The sequence below is a fragment of the Burkholderia contaminans genome (assembly GCF_029633825.1).
Lineage (GTDB): Bacteria > Pseudomonadota > Gammaproteobacteria > Burkholderiales > Burkholderiaceae > Burkholderia > Burkholderia contaminans.
In genome coordinates this window covers 52,834-67,695 of the sequence record NZ_CP090642.1, presented here as the reverse complement: position 1 = coordinate 67,695, position 14,862 = coordinate 52,834, and the positions used below count along the sequence as shown (strand labels likewise).

Annotated in this window: 15 protein-coding genes; 1 reads left to right on the top strand and 14 read right to left on the bottom strand. The window is 61.9% G+C overall.

Annotated elements, in window-relative coordinates; all coding sequences use genetic code 11:
- Positions 1–2: 2 nt before the first annotated feature.
- The 11 genes from LXE91_RS32530 to LXE91_RS32480 form a co-directional block, all read right to left on the bottom strand.
- The gene (locus LXE91_RS32530) at positions 3–947 is read right to left on the bottom strand and encodes an acetaldehyde dehydrogenase (acetylating) (protein WP_039353542.1); all 945 of its coding nucleotides are present in this window, start codon (positions 945–947) and stop codon (positions 3–5) included.
- A 65-nt stretch (positions 948–1,012) separates the two neighbouring features.
- A complete protein-coding gene (locus tag LXE91_RS32525; protein WP_082139450.1) occupies positions 1,013–2,851 on the bottom strand; it encodes a feruloyl-CoA synthase in 1,839 nt (612 codons plus the stop codon).
- A gap of 168 nt (positions 2,852–3,019) precedes the next feature.
- Positions 3,020–3,799: a 2-keto-4-pentenoate hydratase gene (locus LXE91_RS32520; RefSeq protein ID WP_039353538.1), complete on the bottom strand. Its 780-nt coding sequence runs from the start codon at positions 3,797–3,799 to the stop codon at positions 3,020–3,022.
- Positions 3,800–3,869: 70 nt separating this feature from the next.
- On the bottom strand, positions 3,870–4,916 hold the full coding sequence (locus LXE91_RS32515) for an NAD(P)H-dependent flavin oxidoreductase (protein ID WP_039353536.1): 1,047 nt from the start codon (positions 4,914–4,916) through the stop codon (positions 3,870–3,872).
- Positions 4,917–4,973: 57 nt separating this feature from the next.
- Positions 4,974–5,783 (bottom strand): 3-(cis-5,6-dihydroxycyclohexa-1,3-dien-1-yl)propanoate dehydrogenase, encoded by an 810-nt coding sequence (hcaB, locus tag LXE91_RS32510; protein ID WP_039353534.1) that lies wholly within the window; start codon positions 5,781–5,783, stop codon positions 4,974–4,976.
- Positions 5,784–5,785: 2 nt separating this feature from the next.
- Positions 5,786–6,349 carry a 3-phenylpropionate/cinnamic acid dioxygenase subunit beta gene (locus LXE91_RS32505; protein WP_082139449.1) on the bottom strand — a complete coding sequence of 188 codons (564 nt, stop codon included), beginning with the start codon at positions 6,347–6,349 and terminating at the stop codon, positions 5,786–5,788.
- Positions 6,346–7,758 carry an aromatic ring-hydroxylating dioxygenase subunit alpha gene (locus LXE91_RS32500; protein ID WP_046196578.1) on the bottom strand — a complete coding sequence of 471 codons (1,413 nt, stop codon included), beginning with the start codon at positions 7,756–7,758 and terminating at the stop codon, positions 6,346–6,348. Before LXE91_RS32500 ends, LXE91_RS32505 begins: the two co-directional genes overlap by 4 nt.
- An 11-nt stretch (positions 7,759–7,769) precedes the next feature.
- Complete coding sequence (locus tag LXE91_RS32495) at positions 7,770–8,114, bottom strand: non-heme iron oxygenase ferredoxin subunit (protein ID WP_039353529.1); 345 nt, start codon at positions 8,112–8,114, stop codon at positions 7,770–7,772.
- An 18-nt stretch (positions 8,115–8,132) separates the two neighbouring features.
- Entirely contained in the window at positions 8,133–8,972 is an 840-nt protein-coding gene (locus tag LXE91_RS32490) for a DODA-type extradiol aromatic ring-opening family dioxygenase (protein WP_039353527.1), read from the bottom strand.
- A gap of 14 nt (positions 8,973–8,986) precedes the next feature.
- On the bottom strand, positions 8,987–9,283 hold the full coding sequence (locus tag LXE91_RS32485) for an extradiol ring-cleavage dioxygenase (protein ID WP_039353525.1): 297 nt from the start codon (positions 9,281–9,283) through the stop codon (positions 8,987–8,989).
- Between the two features lie 4 nt (positions 9,284–9,287).
- The gene (locus LXE91_RS32480; RefSeq protein WP_046196588.1) at positions 9,288–10,109 is read right to left on the bottom strand and encodes an alpha/beta fold hydrolase; all 822 of its coding nucleotides are present in this window, start codon (positions 10,107–10,109) and stop codon (positions 9,288–9,290) included.
- 182 nt (positions 10,110–10,291) lie between these two features.
- Here LXE91_RS32480 and LXE91_RS32475 point away from each other — a divergent pair, with 182 nt between their 5' ends.
- The gene (locus tag LXE91_RS32475) at positions 10,292–10,894 is read left to right on the top strand and encodes a TetR/AcrR family transcriptional regulator (RefSeq protein WP_046196579.1); all 603 of its coding nucleotides are present in this window, start codon (positions 10,292–10,294) and stop codon (positions 10,892–10,894) included.
- Positions 10,895–10,963: 69 nt separating this feature from the next.
- On the opposite strand, the gene LXE91_RS32470 is transcribed toward LXE91_RS32475, so the two are convergent.
- From LXE91_RS32470 to mhpT, 3 genes are all read right to left on the bottom strand, one after another.
- The gene (locus tag LXE91_RS32470; protein ID WP_223274375.1) at positions 10,964–11,683 is read right to left on the bottom strand and encodes a TetR/AcrR family transcriptional regulator; all 720 of its coding nucleotides are present in this window, start codon (positions 11,681–11,683) and stop codon (positions 10,964–10,966) included.
- Positions 11,684–12,701: 1,018 nt separating this feature from the next.
- A complete protein-coding gene (locus LXE91_RS32460; protein ID WP_039369287.1) occupies positions 12,702–13,586 on the bottom strand; it encodes an alpha/beta fold hydrolase in 885 nt (294 codons plus the stop codon).
- 14 nt (positions 13,587–13,600) lie between these two features.
- On the bottom strand, positions 13,601–14,854 hold the full coding sequence (mhpT, locus tag LXE91_RS32455; RefSeq protein ID WP_039369305.1) for a 3-(3-hydroxy-phenyl)propionate transporter MhpT: 1,254 nt from the start codon (positions 14,852–14,854) through the stop codon (positions 13,601–13,603).
- Between the last annotated feature and the right edge of the window lie 8 nt (positions 14,855–14,862).

Here is a 14,862-nt window from a genome sequence, read left to right as displayed (position 1 = left end):
CTCTACGCGGCGACGACAGACACCTTGCGCTCTGCCATGTGCTCGGCAGTGCGCAGTGCTGCGCTGGTCATGATGTCCAGATTGCCGGCGTAGGCCGGCAGGTAGTGCGCTGCGCCTTCGACCTCCAAGAAGATCGAGGTCTTCAAACCGGAGATACGATCGGCCACACCCGGAATGCGGATAGGCTGTTCGATGCGGTCGAATTGCACGCTCTGCTTGAGGCGGTAGCCCGGTACATAGGCCTGCACATCGGCGGCCATGCGCGCGATGGAGTCGGCAATGGCCTGTTCGTCCGCAAAGTCGCTCAGGGTATAGACCGTGTCGCGCATGATCAGTGGCGGCTCGGCCGGATTCAGAACGATGATGGCCTTACCCTTGGTAGCACCGCCGACAACTTCGATGGCCTTGGAGGTAGTTTCGGTAAACTCATCGATGTTGGCGCGAGTGCCAGGGCCAGCGCTCTTGCTGGAGATGCTGGCGATGATCTCGCCGTAGTGCACCTTGGCCACGCGCGCAACGGCCGCGACCATCGGGATGGTCGCCTGCCCACCACAGGTGACCATGTTGACGTTGAGCGCATCAAGATGCACCTGACCATTGACCACCGGGATGCAGTAGGGACCGATAGCGGCCGGGGTCAGGTCGATCATGCGGATACCAGGCTTGATGCCGCGCAGGAAGGCGTCGTTTTTGACGTGGGCGCCTGCACTGGTGGCATCAAAGACGATGTCGATGTCGGCAAAGACGGGGAGCCGAGTCAGGCCTTCCACGCCTTCGTGAGTGATGGCCACTCCCATTCGGGAGGCGCGCGCCAAGCCATCGGAGGCGGGGTCGATGCCCACCATCGCCCCCATTTCGATATGCCTGCCGTGGCGCAGAATCTTGATCATCAGGTCGGTGCCGATGTTGCCTGAGCCGACGATGGCCGCTTTGAGCTTGCGGGTCATGACGTGTTCCATGTAGATCTGCGTTCGAAAAAAGGAAAGCGACGATGCTGAAAGGCTTGTCGGGTTCAAGCGGGTCGGATCACCGACGCGCAGTCCGAATACAGCCGCGACACATCGTCGGCGCGCAGCGTTAGCACCGCGCGCTGGTTGATATAGCCTTTGTCTGTGATCTCGCCCCGCTCGATCGAGGGTGGCGAAGACAGCAGCACCGCGCGGGCAGCCCGCTGAGAGCTGCCGGCATTACGGCCCAGCCGCGCCAGCGCCTCTGCCAGCGCGGCCCGTACAGCCGGGTGCTCGCCCAGCGACTTGCCGCATGGCTGCGGCTCTGCGTCGCCAGCCAGCGCACGCAGTGCCGGTGTCGGAAAGATCAGCAGACCCACTTCGTCCCGATCGTGGCCCGACACGACCACGTCCTGCGCGAAAGGAGCCAGCGCCGCCACAGCGTTTGCGCGCAGCGTGCTGACGGACACCCATGTGCCAGTAGTCAACTTGAAGTCCTCTGCCACACGGCCGTCGAAGATTACGCCTGCGCTGGGGTTTTCCGGGTCGGCAAGCTTGCCGGCGTCGCCTGTGCGGTAGAAACCCTCTTCGTCGAAGGCATCGCGTGTCTTGTCCAGATCGCCTAGATAGCAGGGAAACACCGAAGGACCACGCACGCGCAGTTCGTACTTGTGGTCGCACGGCACGAACTTCAGTTCGATACCCGGCACCGGCACACCAATGTTGCGCGTATCGACAGTCTCGAAATGAGCGCTGGTGATTACCGGCGAAGTCTCGGTCGAACCCCACTCGGTGGTAAGGAACAGCGGGGCCGAACGCACCTTCGTGGCCACTGCGCGCAGACGCTCGGCGAGCTGCTGTGGCAGCGCCGCGCCGGCAAAGAACAGCATGTCAAGCCGTCCGAACAGCGCAGCGGCCAGCGTGTCATCCGCCTCGAGGTATGGCAGCAGGACGTCGTAGCCGCGTGGCACGTTGAAAAACAGCGTGGGGCGGACTTGCTGCAACGCCTGTAGGGTTGGCCCAATAGCGTCTGGCGCCGGGCGCCCACCGTCGATATAAAGCGTGCCGCCGTTGCGTAGGACCAGGTTGAAGTTGTGGTTGGCACCGAAAGTGTGACTCCACGGCAGCCAGTCCAGCACCACTGGCTGCGCCCTATCAATGAACCGCCAGCACTGCGCGATCATCTGCTGATTGGCGCACAGCATGGCGTGCGTGTTGAGCACCCTCTTTGGCGCACCGGTCGAACCGGACGTTAGCAGCAGCTTTGCCACGGTGTCGCCGGTAACGGCCTGGAAGGCAGCATCGACCGCCGGGCCGGGCTGCGTTGACAGCAGGCGATCAAACGAAAGCGCTCCGGCCTGCTCTGCATCTACTGTGTAGACCACCGGGCACTGAGGCTGCCACGTGGAAATGGCTGCACCGTAGACGTCCGCCTGCTCGCCATACAGCAACCCCGGCTGCAAGCGATCGAGAATCGCATGCAGCTTGGAGTGATCGCGCGCCATCCGCGTGTAGGCCGACGACACTATGGCGATGCGGCGCCCTATATGCATCGCCGCCAGTGACAGGATCGCCAGATTGACGCTGTTGTCTGACAGCGCCACCACTGGCGCATCCGGTGCCACACCCAGATCCAGCAGGGATTGAGCAACGCTGCGCACCGCTGCTAACGTGTCGGCATAGCTAAGCGAACGCCAGTCGGTGCCGGCCTGCTCGGCGATGAAGACTCGGTTACCATCCTCATGCGCCCAGTATTCCAGCCAGTCGCCCACGCAGCGTGCATACGGCTGCAGCGGTTCAGTCGATCGCAGTAGAAAGCTGCCGTCGACGCGATCAATCCGGTCGATAGAAGGTGTGGCCAGCAGCGCCATGCGCGGCAGGTCAGCGGTCAACGGGACGTTCATGGTTTGCCCCCCCAGAAAGCGGATGCGCCCACTGTATAAACGCGGTCTCTAGCTGCCCGACGGCACGCCCGGTCTACCCTGTGCGGGGCAGTTGGTTCTAGTTGTTGCTTCTGTCGCATTGCGGTCTCCTCGCCCCTCCCTGCTGGGGCCGGTCGTTTGTGAGGCGGATCAGATCGTCTGGCAGGTCACATCCCCAAGCCCATCCACGCGCAGGTGCAACGCGTCGCCGCGCACGAGCGGGAACATCGGCCCCAGCGCTCCCGACAGCACCACGTCGCCAGCACGCAGTGGTTCGCCCACGCGTTGCATGGTTTGCGCAAGCCACCAGGCCGCGTGCAGCGGATGCCCGAGGCAGGCAGCGCCACTACCGCGCGATGCGGCCTCGCCATTGCGGTCGAATTGCATGGCGGCGGCGGCGAGGTCGAGATCGGTGATGCGTTTGGGATTGGTGCCGAGCACGTAGAGGCCGCACGAGGCGTTGTCGGCCACGGTGTCCACCAGCGTGATGCGCCAATCCTGGATCACGCTGTCGACAATCTCGATGGCAGGCAGCGCATATTCGATGGCCAGCAGGAAGCGGGCCCAGGTCAGTTCGCCGTCAAGATCGCGCCCCATGACGAAGGCGACTTCACCCTCCGCCTTGGGCTGGATCAGCATGTCGACCGGCACCTCGGCGCCGCTGACAAACTCCGTGTCGGTGAACAGCACGCCGAAATCGGGCTGATCCACACCAAGCTGCTGCTGCACCGCGACCGAGGTCAGACCGATCTTCTTGCCGCTGATGCGCCGGCCTTCAGCCAGGGCACGGCGCGTGTTGACGGCAGCAACCTCGTAGGCAGCCTCAAGGCCCGAGATGTCATGCGTCTCGGAAATACGCGCAATGGTGGTGCGTGAGCGGCGCGCCTCGTAGAGCGCTTCGGCGGCCTGCTGGATGGAGGATTGCGTCATACCGTGTCTCTTCTTGGATGGGGTCCGTGCGTGCACAGGGGTGCGCAGGATGAAGTGTTTGCGAACAGGCTCAGGCTGGGGCCAGCGTCGGCTGTGCGGCGTAACGGCTTTGCAATTCCAGCAGTGCCTGCACCTCGGCCCGCACGCAGGCGGCGTAGCTGGCTTCCAGTTCAGCCACCACGTCGGCGACTGAAGTCACCGCTTGCACCGCGCCGACGCCGTGGCCAGCCGACCAGACGTCCTTCCAGGCTTTGGGGACGGCCACGATATCGCCGGAGAAGTCGATCGTCTTTTCCGCCTTGAGTTGTTCGACGGAGAAGCCGGCGGCATCGAGGGTGGGCTTGAGCCAGTTGGCGGGCACGCCGGAAACAGCGCTGGACAACACCAGATCCTCCATGCCGCTGGACACCACCAGATCGCGATAGGCCGGCACAGCCATGCTTTCGCTGGTGGCGATCAGCCGGGTGCCAACCACAACGAAATCCGCGCCGAGCAATTGAGCCGCGCGGATATGCTCGCCGCTCGATATGGCGCCTGCCAAGCCGATTGGGCCGTCCCAAAAGCGCCTCACTTCAGCAAGGAAGGCGAACGGATGGTATTTCCCCGTGTGGCCGCCTGCACCGCTGGTAACGAGCACCAGCCCGTCAACGCCAGCCTCGACGGCCTTGCGCGCAAGCGCGGGCGAAATAACGTCCGCCATCACCAGGCCGCCATAGCCGTGCACCCGATCGAGCACGCGGCGTGGGGTACCCAACGCAGTGGTAACGATGCCAGGCCGATAACGCTCGACGAGCGCCATTTCGGCATCGAAGCGATCGTAGCTGCTGTGTACGATCATGTTCAGCGCCCATGGCACCACCGTGTGTCCGGGACCTCGCGCGCGGCCTTGGGCTTTGGCTTGTTCAGCAATGCTGCCGAGCGCCACGTCGAGCGCCTCGATATTGCGTGCGTTAGGCGCAGCGTAGGTACCGACAATACCGGCGCTCATACTCGCGCCCACCAGTTCCGGACTCGACACCAGGAACATCGGCGCGGCCATCACCGGCAGACGAGCGTCGCGAAATATCTCACGCAGCCGCGCTTGAGGAGACGGCGTGCTTGGGTTGGGTGCGTTCATGTGTTGGGGTCTCTGGTTGGAGTCTCTGTCTCGTGTCTTGTTCTGCGCCTGAGCCGCCTAGGTCTTTCGTCCAGGTCTGCCACGCACTTCCCACCCGCCATCGCTTTGCAGGATGGCGGCCGTGGTCGCCGAGGAGTTGCGCCGCGAGGCCAACAGCACGTAGTGGCCGGTGTGGTCCTCCGGCTGCGCAATAAAGCCCAGTGGCACCGCATTGGCAACCGCATCGGAAAAACCAGGAATCTCGGATAGCTTCGAGGTCTGCTTGCCGAGCGATTCCGGGCCCTTGAGTGGCGTGACCGTGCCACCTGGGGCCACAGCATTGACGCGAACGTCCGGCGCCAACTCGTAGGCCAGTTGACGGACCAGGCCAACACCGGCGTGCTTGGAGGCCACGTAGGTCGGTCCACCGCCGCCCGCATAGAAAGCGGCGTTGGACAGCGTGAAGATCATGCTGCCGCGCGTTTCGCGTAGCGCCGGCGCCGCCGCATAGGCTGCAAGCAGATAGCCCAGCACGTTGATATCGAAGATTTCCCGATACGTCTGCGCGAGCTGCTTGCCGTCGGTAAATTTGCGCAGCGAGGCGAAGTAGTCCCACACCCCCGCGTTGGCGACCAGCGTGTCGAGTTTGCCAAAGGCGGCCAGTGTGGTGGCAACCGCCTCTGCGTTGGCTTCATCGGAACGCACATCGCCGACCGTGACGGCCACGCGATCACCGAATTCCGCACGCATCGCATCTGCGGCGCTTGCGCTGCGTACCAGCGCGCCGATCCCCCGCGCGCCCTCAGCCAAGAAACGGCGCACCAGCGCCAAACCAATTCCCGAGCTGGCACCAGTCACCAGCGCAACGTCGTCGTCAAGCCAGCCCATGGTCAAAGGAAGGTATTGAGGTTCTTGGACATCAGCAGCGACTGCGTGATGACAATCTTGCGCCGCGCAATGCGAAAGTCGTCGCCATGCGCGCGCAGCAGATCTTCACGGCGGCCCAGCAGCATGTCGTTGTCCGCCTCGCCGCGGCTGCGGTAGTTCACGAACACGGAGTGCACGGTGAATTCGCCTGCGTTCGGCCCTGTCAGCACCTCCACGTTGCTGATGACATGCACGTGCCGGGTCGGAGGATCTTCCGCCCAAGCGGACGGTTGCTTGAAGCGCGCGACGCGACGGCTGAGGTCGAAGTGGTTGTCATCGAAATAGGCGCCCCGCCCGTGCGCGTAGGCACCGAGCTTGTCGGCACGGCGGCGGTTCTCGATGGCCGGCATCCAGTAATGGACGTCTTCCGCCACCATGGCAAGCCAGTCATCCCAGCGTTCGTTGTCAAGCACACGTGCCTCACGGAACAGGAATTGTTCGACGCGGTGTGCGGTCTCGCGGTCCACGGGACGACCGGTGTCCTCCGTAGTCACGTCACCTACAATCGGTTCAAGCAACGCGGTCATGCAACCTCCTGGACGCCGGTGCTGGTATTGGAATAGTCAAAAGCAGTCTCGGGCAGTTTGGCTTGATCACGCTGGGGCACGTCGCTCCAGTGCCGTGCCTGCATCAGATCTAGCCAGCGCTGGTAGAAGGCGCGGTGGTTAGCCTCATTGACCTGATTGCAATACACATTGCCTGGCAGGTCGGTGTCTTCCCGACGGCTGCCGCGGCCCAGACCCATGTACAGGTCCTGCTGGCGCGTCACGAAACCGGCGTTGGTACGCGTTGAGAATTCGAAGTTCTCGCCGTCATCCATCTCGAACACGCCGGTCGGTGAGAACGTAATCATCGTTCCCTTTAGCCAGCGGTCTTTGATGTCCTGCGGCGCGCTCTTGTTGACAATGGTCCAGGTGTGCAATTCGATCTTGCCGGGTCCGCGCGGGTGCCAGACGCGAAACGTGTTTTGCCCCGGCAGGAACGACAGGTTCGGGAACACGCTGACCGAGGAGATCGAACCGATCATCTTGGAGCGGAACTCACCCAGGCGTTCGGCCACCTTCGGCTGGATGCTATACAGATACTTGCGGATTTCCTTGTCGCCCAGCGTCGCGGCATTGCCGACCACATCAAGGTTGAACTCCCAGCCGTGGCCGTTGAAGTTGACGTGGTAGGAGTCCGGGTCCTTGTAGACCTCGGCAACCGGTCCGCCCAGCATCGCGCGCGCGGCCGAGTCATGCGTCCACAGCGCGTGATAGATATCGCCGATGAAGTTTTCGACCGGCACCTTCCAGTTGCAATTGATGACCGACTTCACGCAACCGCCGACGAATTCCGTGCCCTCCCCGTCCATGTCGAGCATGACGTCGAGGTAGTAGCGAAAGTCCCCCAGGTACTCCTCCAGCGAGGGGGCATCGGGATCCATGTTTCCGAAAACCAGCCCCTTGTAGCTGGCCACCTGCGCGACTGGATGCAGGCCGTGCTCGGCCTTGTTCATGCCGCTTTGATCGAACAATTCCTGGCCGGCCATTCCTCGCAGCGCGCCATCAATGCCGAAGCTCCAGCCGTGATAGTTACAGACGAAGCTGCGTGCATTACCCGCGTCGGTAAAATTCAAGCGATTGCCGCGGTGGGGGCACGTATTTAGAAAAGCCTTGATCGATCCATCTTTCTGCCGCACAACCAGGACGTTGTCCTCCGCCATGTAGGTGGATAGGTAGTCGCCGGCATTCGGAATCTGCGACTCGTGCGCAAGAAACAGCCAGCTGCGCGCGAAGATCTTTTCCAATTCTTGTTCGTAGATGCGGTGATCCCAATAGACCCGGCGCGACAGGCGGCCGACATCCAGGTCGAGCAGCTTATCGAGATCGTGCAGCGGCTCGCTGACAGGATCCTTGTGCAATCGATCGCAATTGCCAATGCAGTTCAGTGACATGGTCGGATCTCTCAGATGGCCGACGAGGCGACTTCGGATTCTTCGTCAAGGTCGGCGTAAATCTCGTCGCCTTCCTCGATAACGCGGTACGTGCGCAGATCGACCGTGCACGGGAAGGTCATGGCCTGACCGGTCGGGATATGGAACTGGCCGTCGTGCACGGGGCAGGCGATCAGGTCACCATCGACAATTTCGCCCTCGGACAGCGATGCGGTCGCGTGGGTGCAAACGTCGCTTGTGGCGTAAAACACGCCATCAATGTTGTAGATCGCCAGCGGGCAGCCTGCCGTTTCAACCTTGCAGACCTTCCCCGGCTCGAGCGCATCGCGCTTAATCAGGAAAACCTTGTTGCTCATATCTACCTTCCGTTTGCCTCATTGGCAGTGCAGTTGTACAAAGCCGAGGCCAGTCACCCATTCAGGCACCGCCTCATAGGCCAGGACCTCACCGCGAGCCCCCTCCAGGGCACCCATCGCGCAAGCCCAGTTGCGAATTTCCATGCCGCCGTTGCCGCCGTTCGCGAGGATGTAGTCGTCGCTCAGCGCTGCGAGCGCGGCTGTGTCGCCTCGCACGGCGTAGTCGATAATCTCGCGATCGAATGTTTCGTTGACGCGCCCCATCTCGGCCGTGCCAACCCAGTGGCTGATGCCACCGCTGCCAATCACCACTACACGCTCGTCCGCAGGGAAAGATTCGACTGCTTCGCGAATCTGGCGACCGACCTCAACAGCCCGCCCGATGCGGATGTACGGGTCCACACCTGCGGCCACATAAACTGGGATCGTGCCGACCGCCATGCCCGCCTCGCGCAACGGCTGCACGATCATTTGATTTGGAATGCCAACTGCGTGATCCACCGTCAATGCACGCGCCACCGCCCAGTCGAACCCGCGTGCAAGACCATCGGCGGCGATGTGGGTAGCGAGCGCTTCGTTGTTCGGAATCACGCCGCGCTTGAGGCCTGGCATTGCATCGAGCGGACCGTCGACATCACCGGTGCCGATCAAATAGCTCGGAAGGCAAGTCGTGCCGAACAGCATGTAATGGTCTGCGCCCACGATCACTACGCTGGTGGGCTCGAGCGCCGCCAACCGCTCGGCACACTGCCTGAAGGCACTCCACATGCGCTCGCGCACGGCCGGCGCCGGTGCTTCCGGCGCGACGAACATCACGGGGTCATGCGGCACCAGGAAGCCGCCGACGATTTGTCCCATTGCTCTCTCGCTGTCTATTGCTTGAGTGCGGCGCTATGCACCGCCTCGGACGCGCCAACCGGGCGCAGCTTTTTCATGTAGGCACGTATGTCACGCTCGGGCGAAAGCTCCTGCCAGAAGCCCATGGTCAACATCGGGTTGACGCCGGCTTGCTGCAGACCGAGCACATCGAAGTGGGTCAGCATGCCGCGCTCGGCGTCCGTGAGCGCAAAGCGCGCCAGGTAGGCACCGGCGTCCTCGCGGAAGCGCTGCTTTGCAGTGCGATCCACGGTGAGCTGGTGCAGCACGCGTTCGAGAACGTTTCGGCTCATGGCGTCACGCACAGAAATGACGGACCAGATGCAGGAAATCGGCGCGGCGCTCGGTCTGCACCCAATGGCCACAGTGGCCGAACAAATGCAGGTCGGCGTTGGGAATTGCACGCGCCAGCAGTTGTCCGCATGACGGCGGCACAACGCGGTCCTCACGCCCGTGCAGCACTAGCGTGGGCGCTTCGATCTTGGCCACCACATGTTCTGGGAACCCTTTGACGATGGTCGGTCCTTCAGCATTGGGCTTGGGCAACAGCCTACGCAGCGCATCCTGCGCGCCCGGGCGTGCGCTCGCCTTATAACGGGACTCCACCATCTCCGGCGTGATGATTGCCTGGTCGTATGGAAAGAGGCGCATGGCGCGCTCCATGTTCTCCAACGACGGCTCGTACTCCCATGCAGAACGTAGACCAAGCGTCTGCTCGAACTCGCCAGCCGGTGTCCCCAGCAACACGAGCCGCTCCACGCGCGACGGATCAAACGTGGCCAACCCAAGAGATAGCGCACCGCCAAACGAGTTGCCAACAAGCGAAGCCTTCTCGATACCGAGCGCATCCATGATGCCCAGCAGATGGCGGACCCAAAGCTTGATGTCGTACTTGTTGTCTTCCTTGAACTCGGTGAAACCGAAGCCCGCGATATCCGGCACGATCACCCGAAACTGCTCGGCAAGGTCGGACATCACGCCGCCCCAGTTGGTCCAGCCAGAGACGCCGGGCCCCGACCCGTGCAGCAGGAAGAGCGGCTTGCCTTTACCGACATCGAAGTAGTTCGTCTTGTGCTCTGCAGCCAGCAAGGTCTGCCCAACGCCATCAAAGTTTGACATACTCCAAATCTCCATACGCATACGTATGGGTATGCTAAGAACGAAAGGTCGATACGTCAATCATCATTTGATGGGGGTAAACGCGCAAATTCGCGATTTCATGCTCCGGTGGGCCCTGCAAATCATAGATACGCACCCGTATGTTTTGGAGGCGTACAATACCAACTTTCGTTGGAGTCGTGATGGCAGAGATTCAAGCATCGCAAGGCAACCGAGGCCAATTCGGCCCCGAAGTCTGGATAGCCGGCGCCCGCAAGCTGCTAGTGACCAAGAGCATCGACGCCGTGCGCGTGGAGGCTCTCGCGAAGGAAATGGGGGTCACCAAAGGGAGCTTTTACTGGCACTTTAAGGACCGCGAAGACCTACTGCGGCGGATGCTGACAGCTTGGCGCGATGAAGCAACTGAGCAGATCATTTTTCGGTTCGAAAGCCGTGGCCTGCCTGCGCGAGAATTGATTCGAGATCTGCTTAGCCTGCCGTTCCATGGCGTAGCTGCACAGGAGGCAGCCGCCACCGAACTCGCGATTCGCGCATGGGCGCGCCGTGATGAGATGGCTCGCACCATCGTCGACGAGGTCGACGCAAAGCGGCTGTCGTATATCGCGCAGTGCTTCAGCGCGCTCGGCTACGGAATTGCCGAGGCACGGTCGCGCGCCTTTGTGCTCTACAGTTACGAACTGTCGGAATCGCTGCTGTCGGATCAAGGCACCCCGACGCAAAAAGCGGAACGCAGGACATTCGTTGAGAAACTACTGATCGAGCCCTGCGCAGGTGGCAGCATTTAAGATCTCGCAAGGTGGTGTCTCCCCCATCATTGGTGGGTCATTTACGTTGTATTAGCTTCTCGTGCCGCGCTACTGTGGAGCACAGCTGAGCGCCCTCCAGACAGCCTTCGTCGCAGCGCGAAGTGATTCATCGTCTGACGATGCGCCATGTGTCGGCCGGACTAACACGATTAAACCGGCCAAATGGGAGTACAGCAGACGACCGCGTAACGCACACTCCCGAGGTGTAAGCGATCGATTGATCTTGGCCAGCAATCGGGCGAACGTCTCCTGGAACCGACGGTTGAAACCTGCCACCAAGTCTCGGGCAAATTCTTCGCGCTCGGCCATGCTCCAGACTTCCAGGCAAAATGGTGCAATGTGCGTACCACGCTTGACCAACTCGTCAAACGCGATATCTGCGATGACATCTAGTCGCGCCTCCGGCGATAGATCATCGTCGTCGACCACATTTTCATAGAGCGTCAGATATCGTGTTGCCACCGCCTCCAACGCCGCTCGCAAAAGGTCTTCTCTGGTCGGAAAGTAGTATTGCAAGGTCGCCAGGTGGATTCCAACATCGCTCGCCACGCGGCGCAAAGCGAAGCCGACGTTACCGTACTGCGCGAGGACATTGATCGCGGCCTCCACGATTTCGGGGACTCGTGTCGTTCTGTTGCCGCGGCGCTTCGGCTCGTCGGCCAACTCTTTAGCCCCTGCCAGTTCAATCGCCAGCTCCCTCATCTTTGACCTCTTGCCGGCAGCCGCCGGTGTGCGCTTCGACCAGTCCAACCGCTCAACCATCACCATTCCCTCGAGCGATCGCAGTCAGTTCATCGGTGCTCGCCCTAGCCACCATAGCGAGCAACCACCTTGTCACAAATAATATGTCACGCGACTGATAATTACCAGTCAATCGAACATAAAGCGATATGACCCTTTAAATATCATCCATATTTATCAGGCGGATAGGTGATTCTCCTAGGGAAGATGGCATTGATCTATCAGTCGCGTGACTGTATAAATAAGTCATGCGACTGATAACTGCCGCCCAGCCCTCGCCCGGAAGTCAAGTTACCCCGAGGGCAATCGAAGCACCCGCGCCTTGGCGGTACCGCACGCGCCAAGGTGCGGACTCAAAGGTGGCCGAGTCACGGTGATGGGTCATGGAGCATTCGATGAACTACGATGGGTATTGTTTGCGCAGGTTGATCGACAAGTGGCTTGCCCCCTCCGACACGTCACCGATTCGCATCAAGCGCTTCCCGCTCAGCGACAAGGTATATCGCGAAGGACGCTGTATCTGTGTTGAGTCCACCAAGCCTGGTCGGTCGTTGGCGATATTTTTCTTCCGACACGATGACGGCTTATGGTATGTATTTCCCCCAGCAGCAACGCGACCGGCAATGCGCGCCGCTTGACTTGATGACCTTCCGTAACATGAGACCACCGCGTCATTGACCTGCTCAGATCTGCTCGACCGAACACTAAAGTGCGGCGCTGTCCAAGAAATCCAGGAGGTTCAAGGTGGACGGCTGTAAGGGCAGCGCCGTCCAACTGTCAGGATGCCTTTTCCGATCCGTCCACTTCTGACGGCTGCTTGGCCTGCACGCGATCGATAACTTCCAGCGTTCGCTTCCAGGCCGAACGGATTCCGGAAAGAGCGCATATCCGCCGCGAGTTCGGACATTCCGACGTTATCGAGAAATCGTGCGTAGTCGTCGTTGTGAATGGCGTGTGTCGCGTCGACGTCGCGCGCCCCGCGCGCCACGAGCGCGACGTGGGCCGGGGTCAGGCGCAATGTCGCGCGGCGGGTTAAGCACGCACGTCACTGGCCTTCGGTCGGCGCCGGGTGCAGGAACTCCAGCACCATCCGGTTGAATCGCTCGGCATGCTCCCATTGCGCCCAGTGCCCGCAACGCCCGAACACATGCAGATCGGCGTTTGGCATGCCCCAAACGAGTCGGAGGCCGACATCGAGCGGCACGAACCGGTCATCGCGGCCCCAAATCACCAGCGCGGGCGCCTTGATTTCGTTCAGCCGGTGACCGTAGTCCGGAAACTGCTTCGGATTGGCCGCCAGACTCTTCACGAAGTTCTCGAGATGATCGCGTCGCGCGAGCATGTTATCGAGCCGTGTCTGCATCAGCTCTTCCGTCATCGTGCTCGCATCGTGGACGAACACGTTCAACATCTTCTTCAGGTTCTCGAGCGTCGGGTCGCGATACAGCCCTTGCAGCAGCTTGATGCCTTCCGTCGGCATTGGAACGAACTGGCTCGGACCGCCCGTGCCGCCGCCCATCAGCACGAGCTTGCCGACGCGCTCCGGATTCGACAGCGCGAAGGCCACCGCACTATGCCCGCCCATCGAGTTACCAACGAGATGCGCGCGCTCGATACCGAGCATATCCAGCACGCCCTTCAGCACGCGCGCGTTCAGGTCGGAGCGCGAGCCAGTACACACGATCGAATCGCTCTTGCCCCAGCCGGGACAGTCCACGAGGATCACGCGATAACCCGCATTCGCGAACGCGTCCACATTGCGATAGAAGTTGGCCCAGCCGCTCGCGCCCGGCCCAGAACCGTGCAGCAACACCAGCGTTTCCGTGCCTGCGCCGGTGTCGTTGTAGTGCACGCGCAGTTCCTTGCCGCCTTCCACCACGTTCACGAACTTGCTAGTTGCGGCCTCTGTATGAATCACGGTGTCAGTCATGTCGATGTCCTTAGTCAGATCGATTCGGTTCCAAAAGTGTGCGAGCCGTTGGCCGACTCGCGTGCAGATTTCGCTACCACGGCGAGCGCGCCGAGCGCCGCGATCACGATGAACGGAATGCTCGAAATCACGAGCATCGACGCGCTCTGGCCCAACGCCAGCAGTTGCCCGGCGATGAGCGGGCCGACTATCGAACCCACGCGGCCGACGGCGACCGCTGCGCCGACGCCCGTGCCCCGCACCAGCGTCGGATACGTTGCCCCCGCGAGCGCATACAGCACCGACTGCGTGCCAACGAGAAACAGGCCCGCCAGCAGGCCGCCCCATGCCATCGACACGCTGCCCGTCGCGCCGGCGAGCGCCAGCAACGCAATAGCGATGCCGGTATACATGCCGATCACGACCGGCCGCTTGCCAATGCGATCCATCAGCCCCGCGATCACGATCGCGCCGACGACGCCGCCGATGTTGAACAACATCTGCACGATGCTCGCCTGTACCGACGTGAGGCCGCGCGAGAGCACCATCGACGGCAGCCAGTTCATCAGGAAGTACAGCACGATCAACGTCCCCAGGTAGCTAATCCACAGCGCGATGGTTGTCGCCGCACGCTCGTCACTGAAGAGCGCGCGGACGATGCCGTCGTTCGATTCGGGGATCGCCGTCCGGCTCGCTGCGACAAAGTGCGGCGACTCTTTCAACAAGAGCGCCAGGAGCGGCAAGGTCAGCAGCGGCCCGATTCCGCCGACATAGAAGATATGCCGCCAGCCCTCGGCGCCCGGGCTGACGATGCCGATCACGGCCGCGAGCGCCGCGCCGAAAGGCATGCCGCAGTACATTGCGCCGACGGCCGTGCTGCGTTGTCCGGGCGCTGCCGCCTCCGCGCACAATGCGATCAGGTTCGGCATCGCAGCGCCGAGACCGAGACCCGTGAGAAAGCGGGCGACGAGCAGGCTCTGCAGATCCCACACCTGAGTCGTTGCAATCGAAAATATCCCGAACAGCGCGACCGACATCATCAGCACGCGCTTGCGGCCAATGCGATCCGCGAGCCTGCCGCCAATCGCCGCGCCCGGCAACAGGCCGAGCGCGCCGATGCCGAATGCCCAGCCGAGCTGCGCGATCGCGAGATGAAACTCGTGTGCCATGCGCGGCGCGGCGATGCCGGTTGATTGCAGGTCGAGCCCTTCGAGGAGGGCAACCGCGAGGCACAGGCCGATGGTGATGGCACCGCCTGCGCGCGCGGATAAAGCCGTTGACGTTTTCATCGATGTCT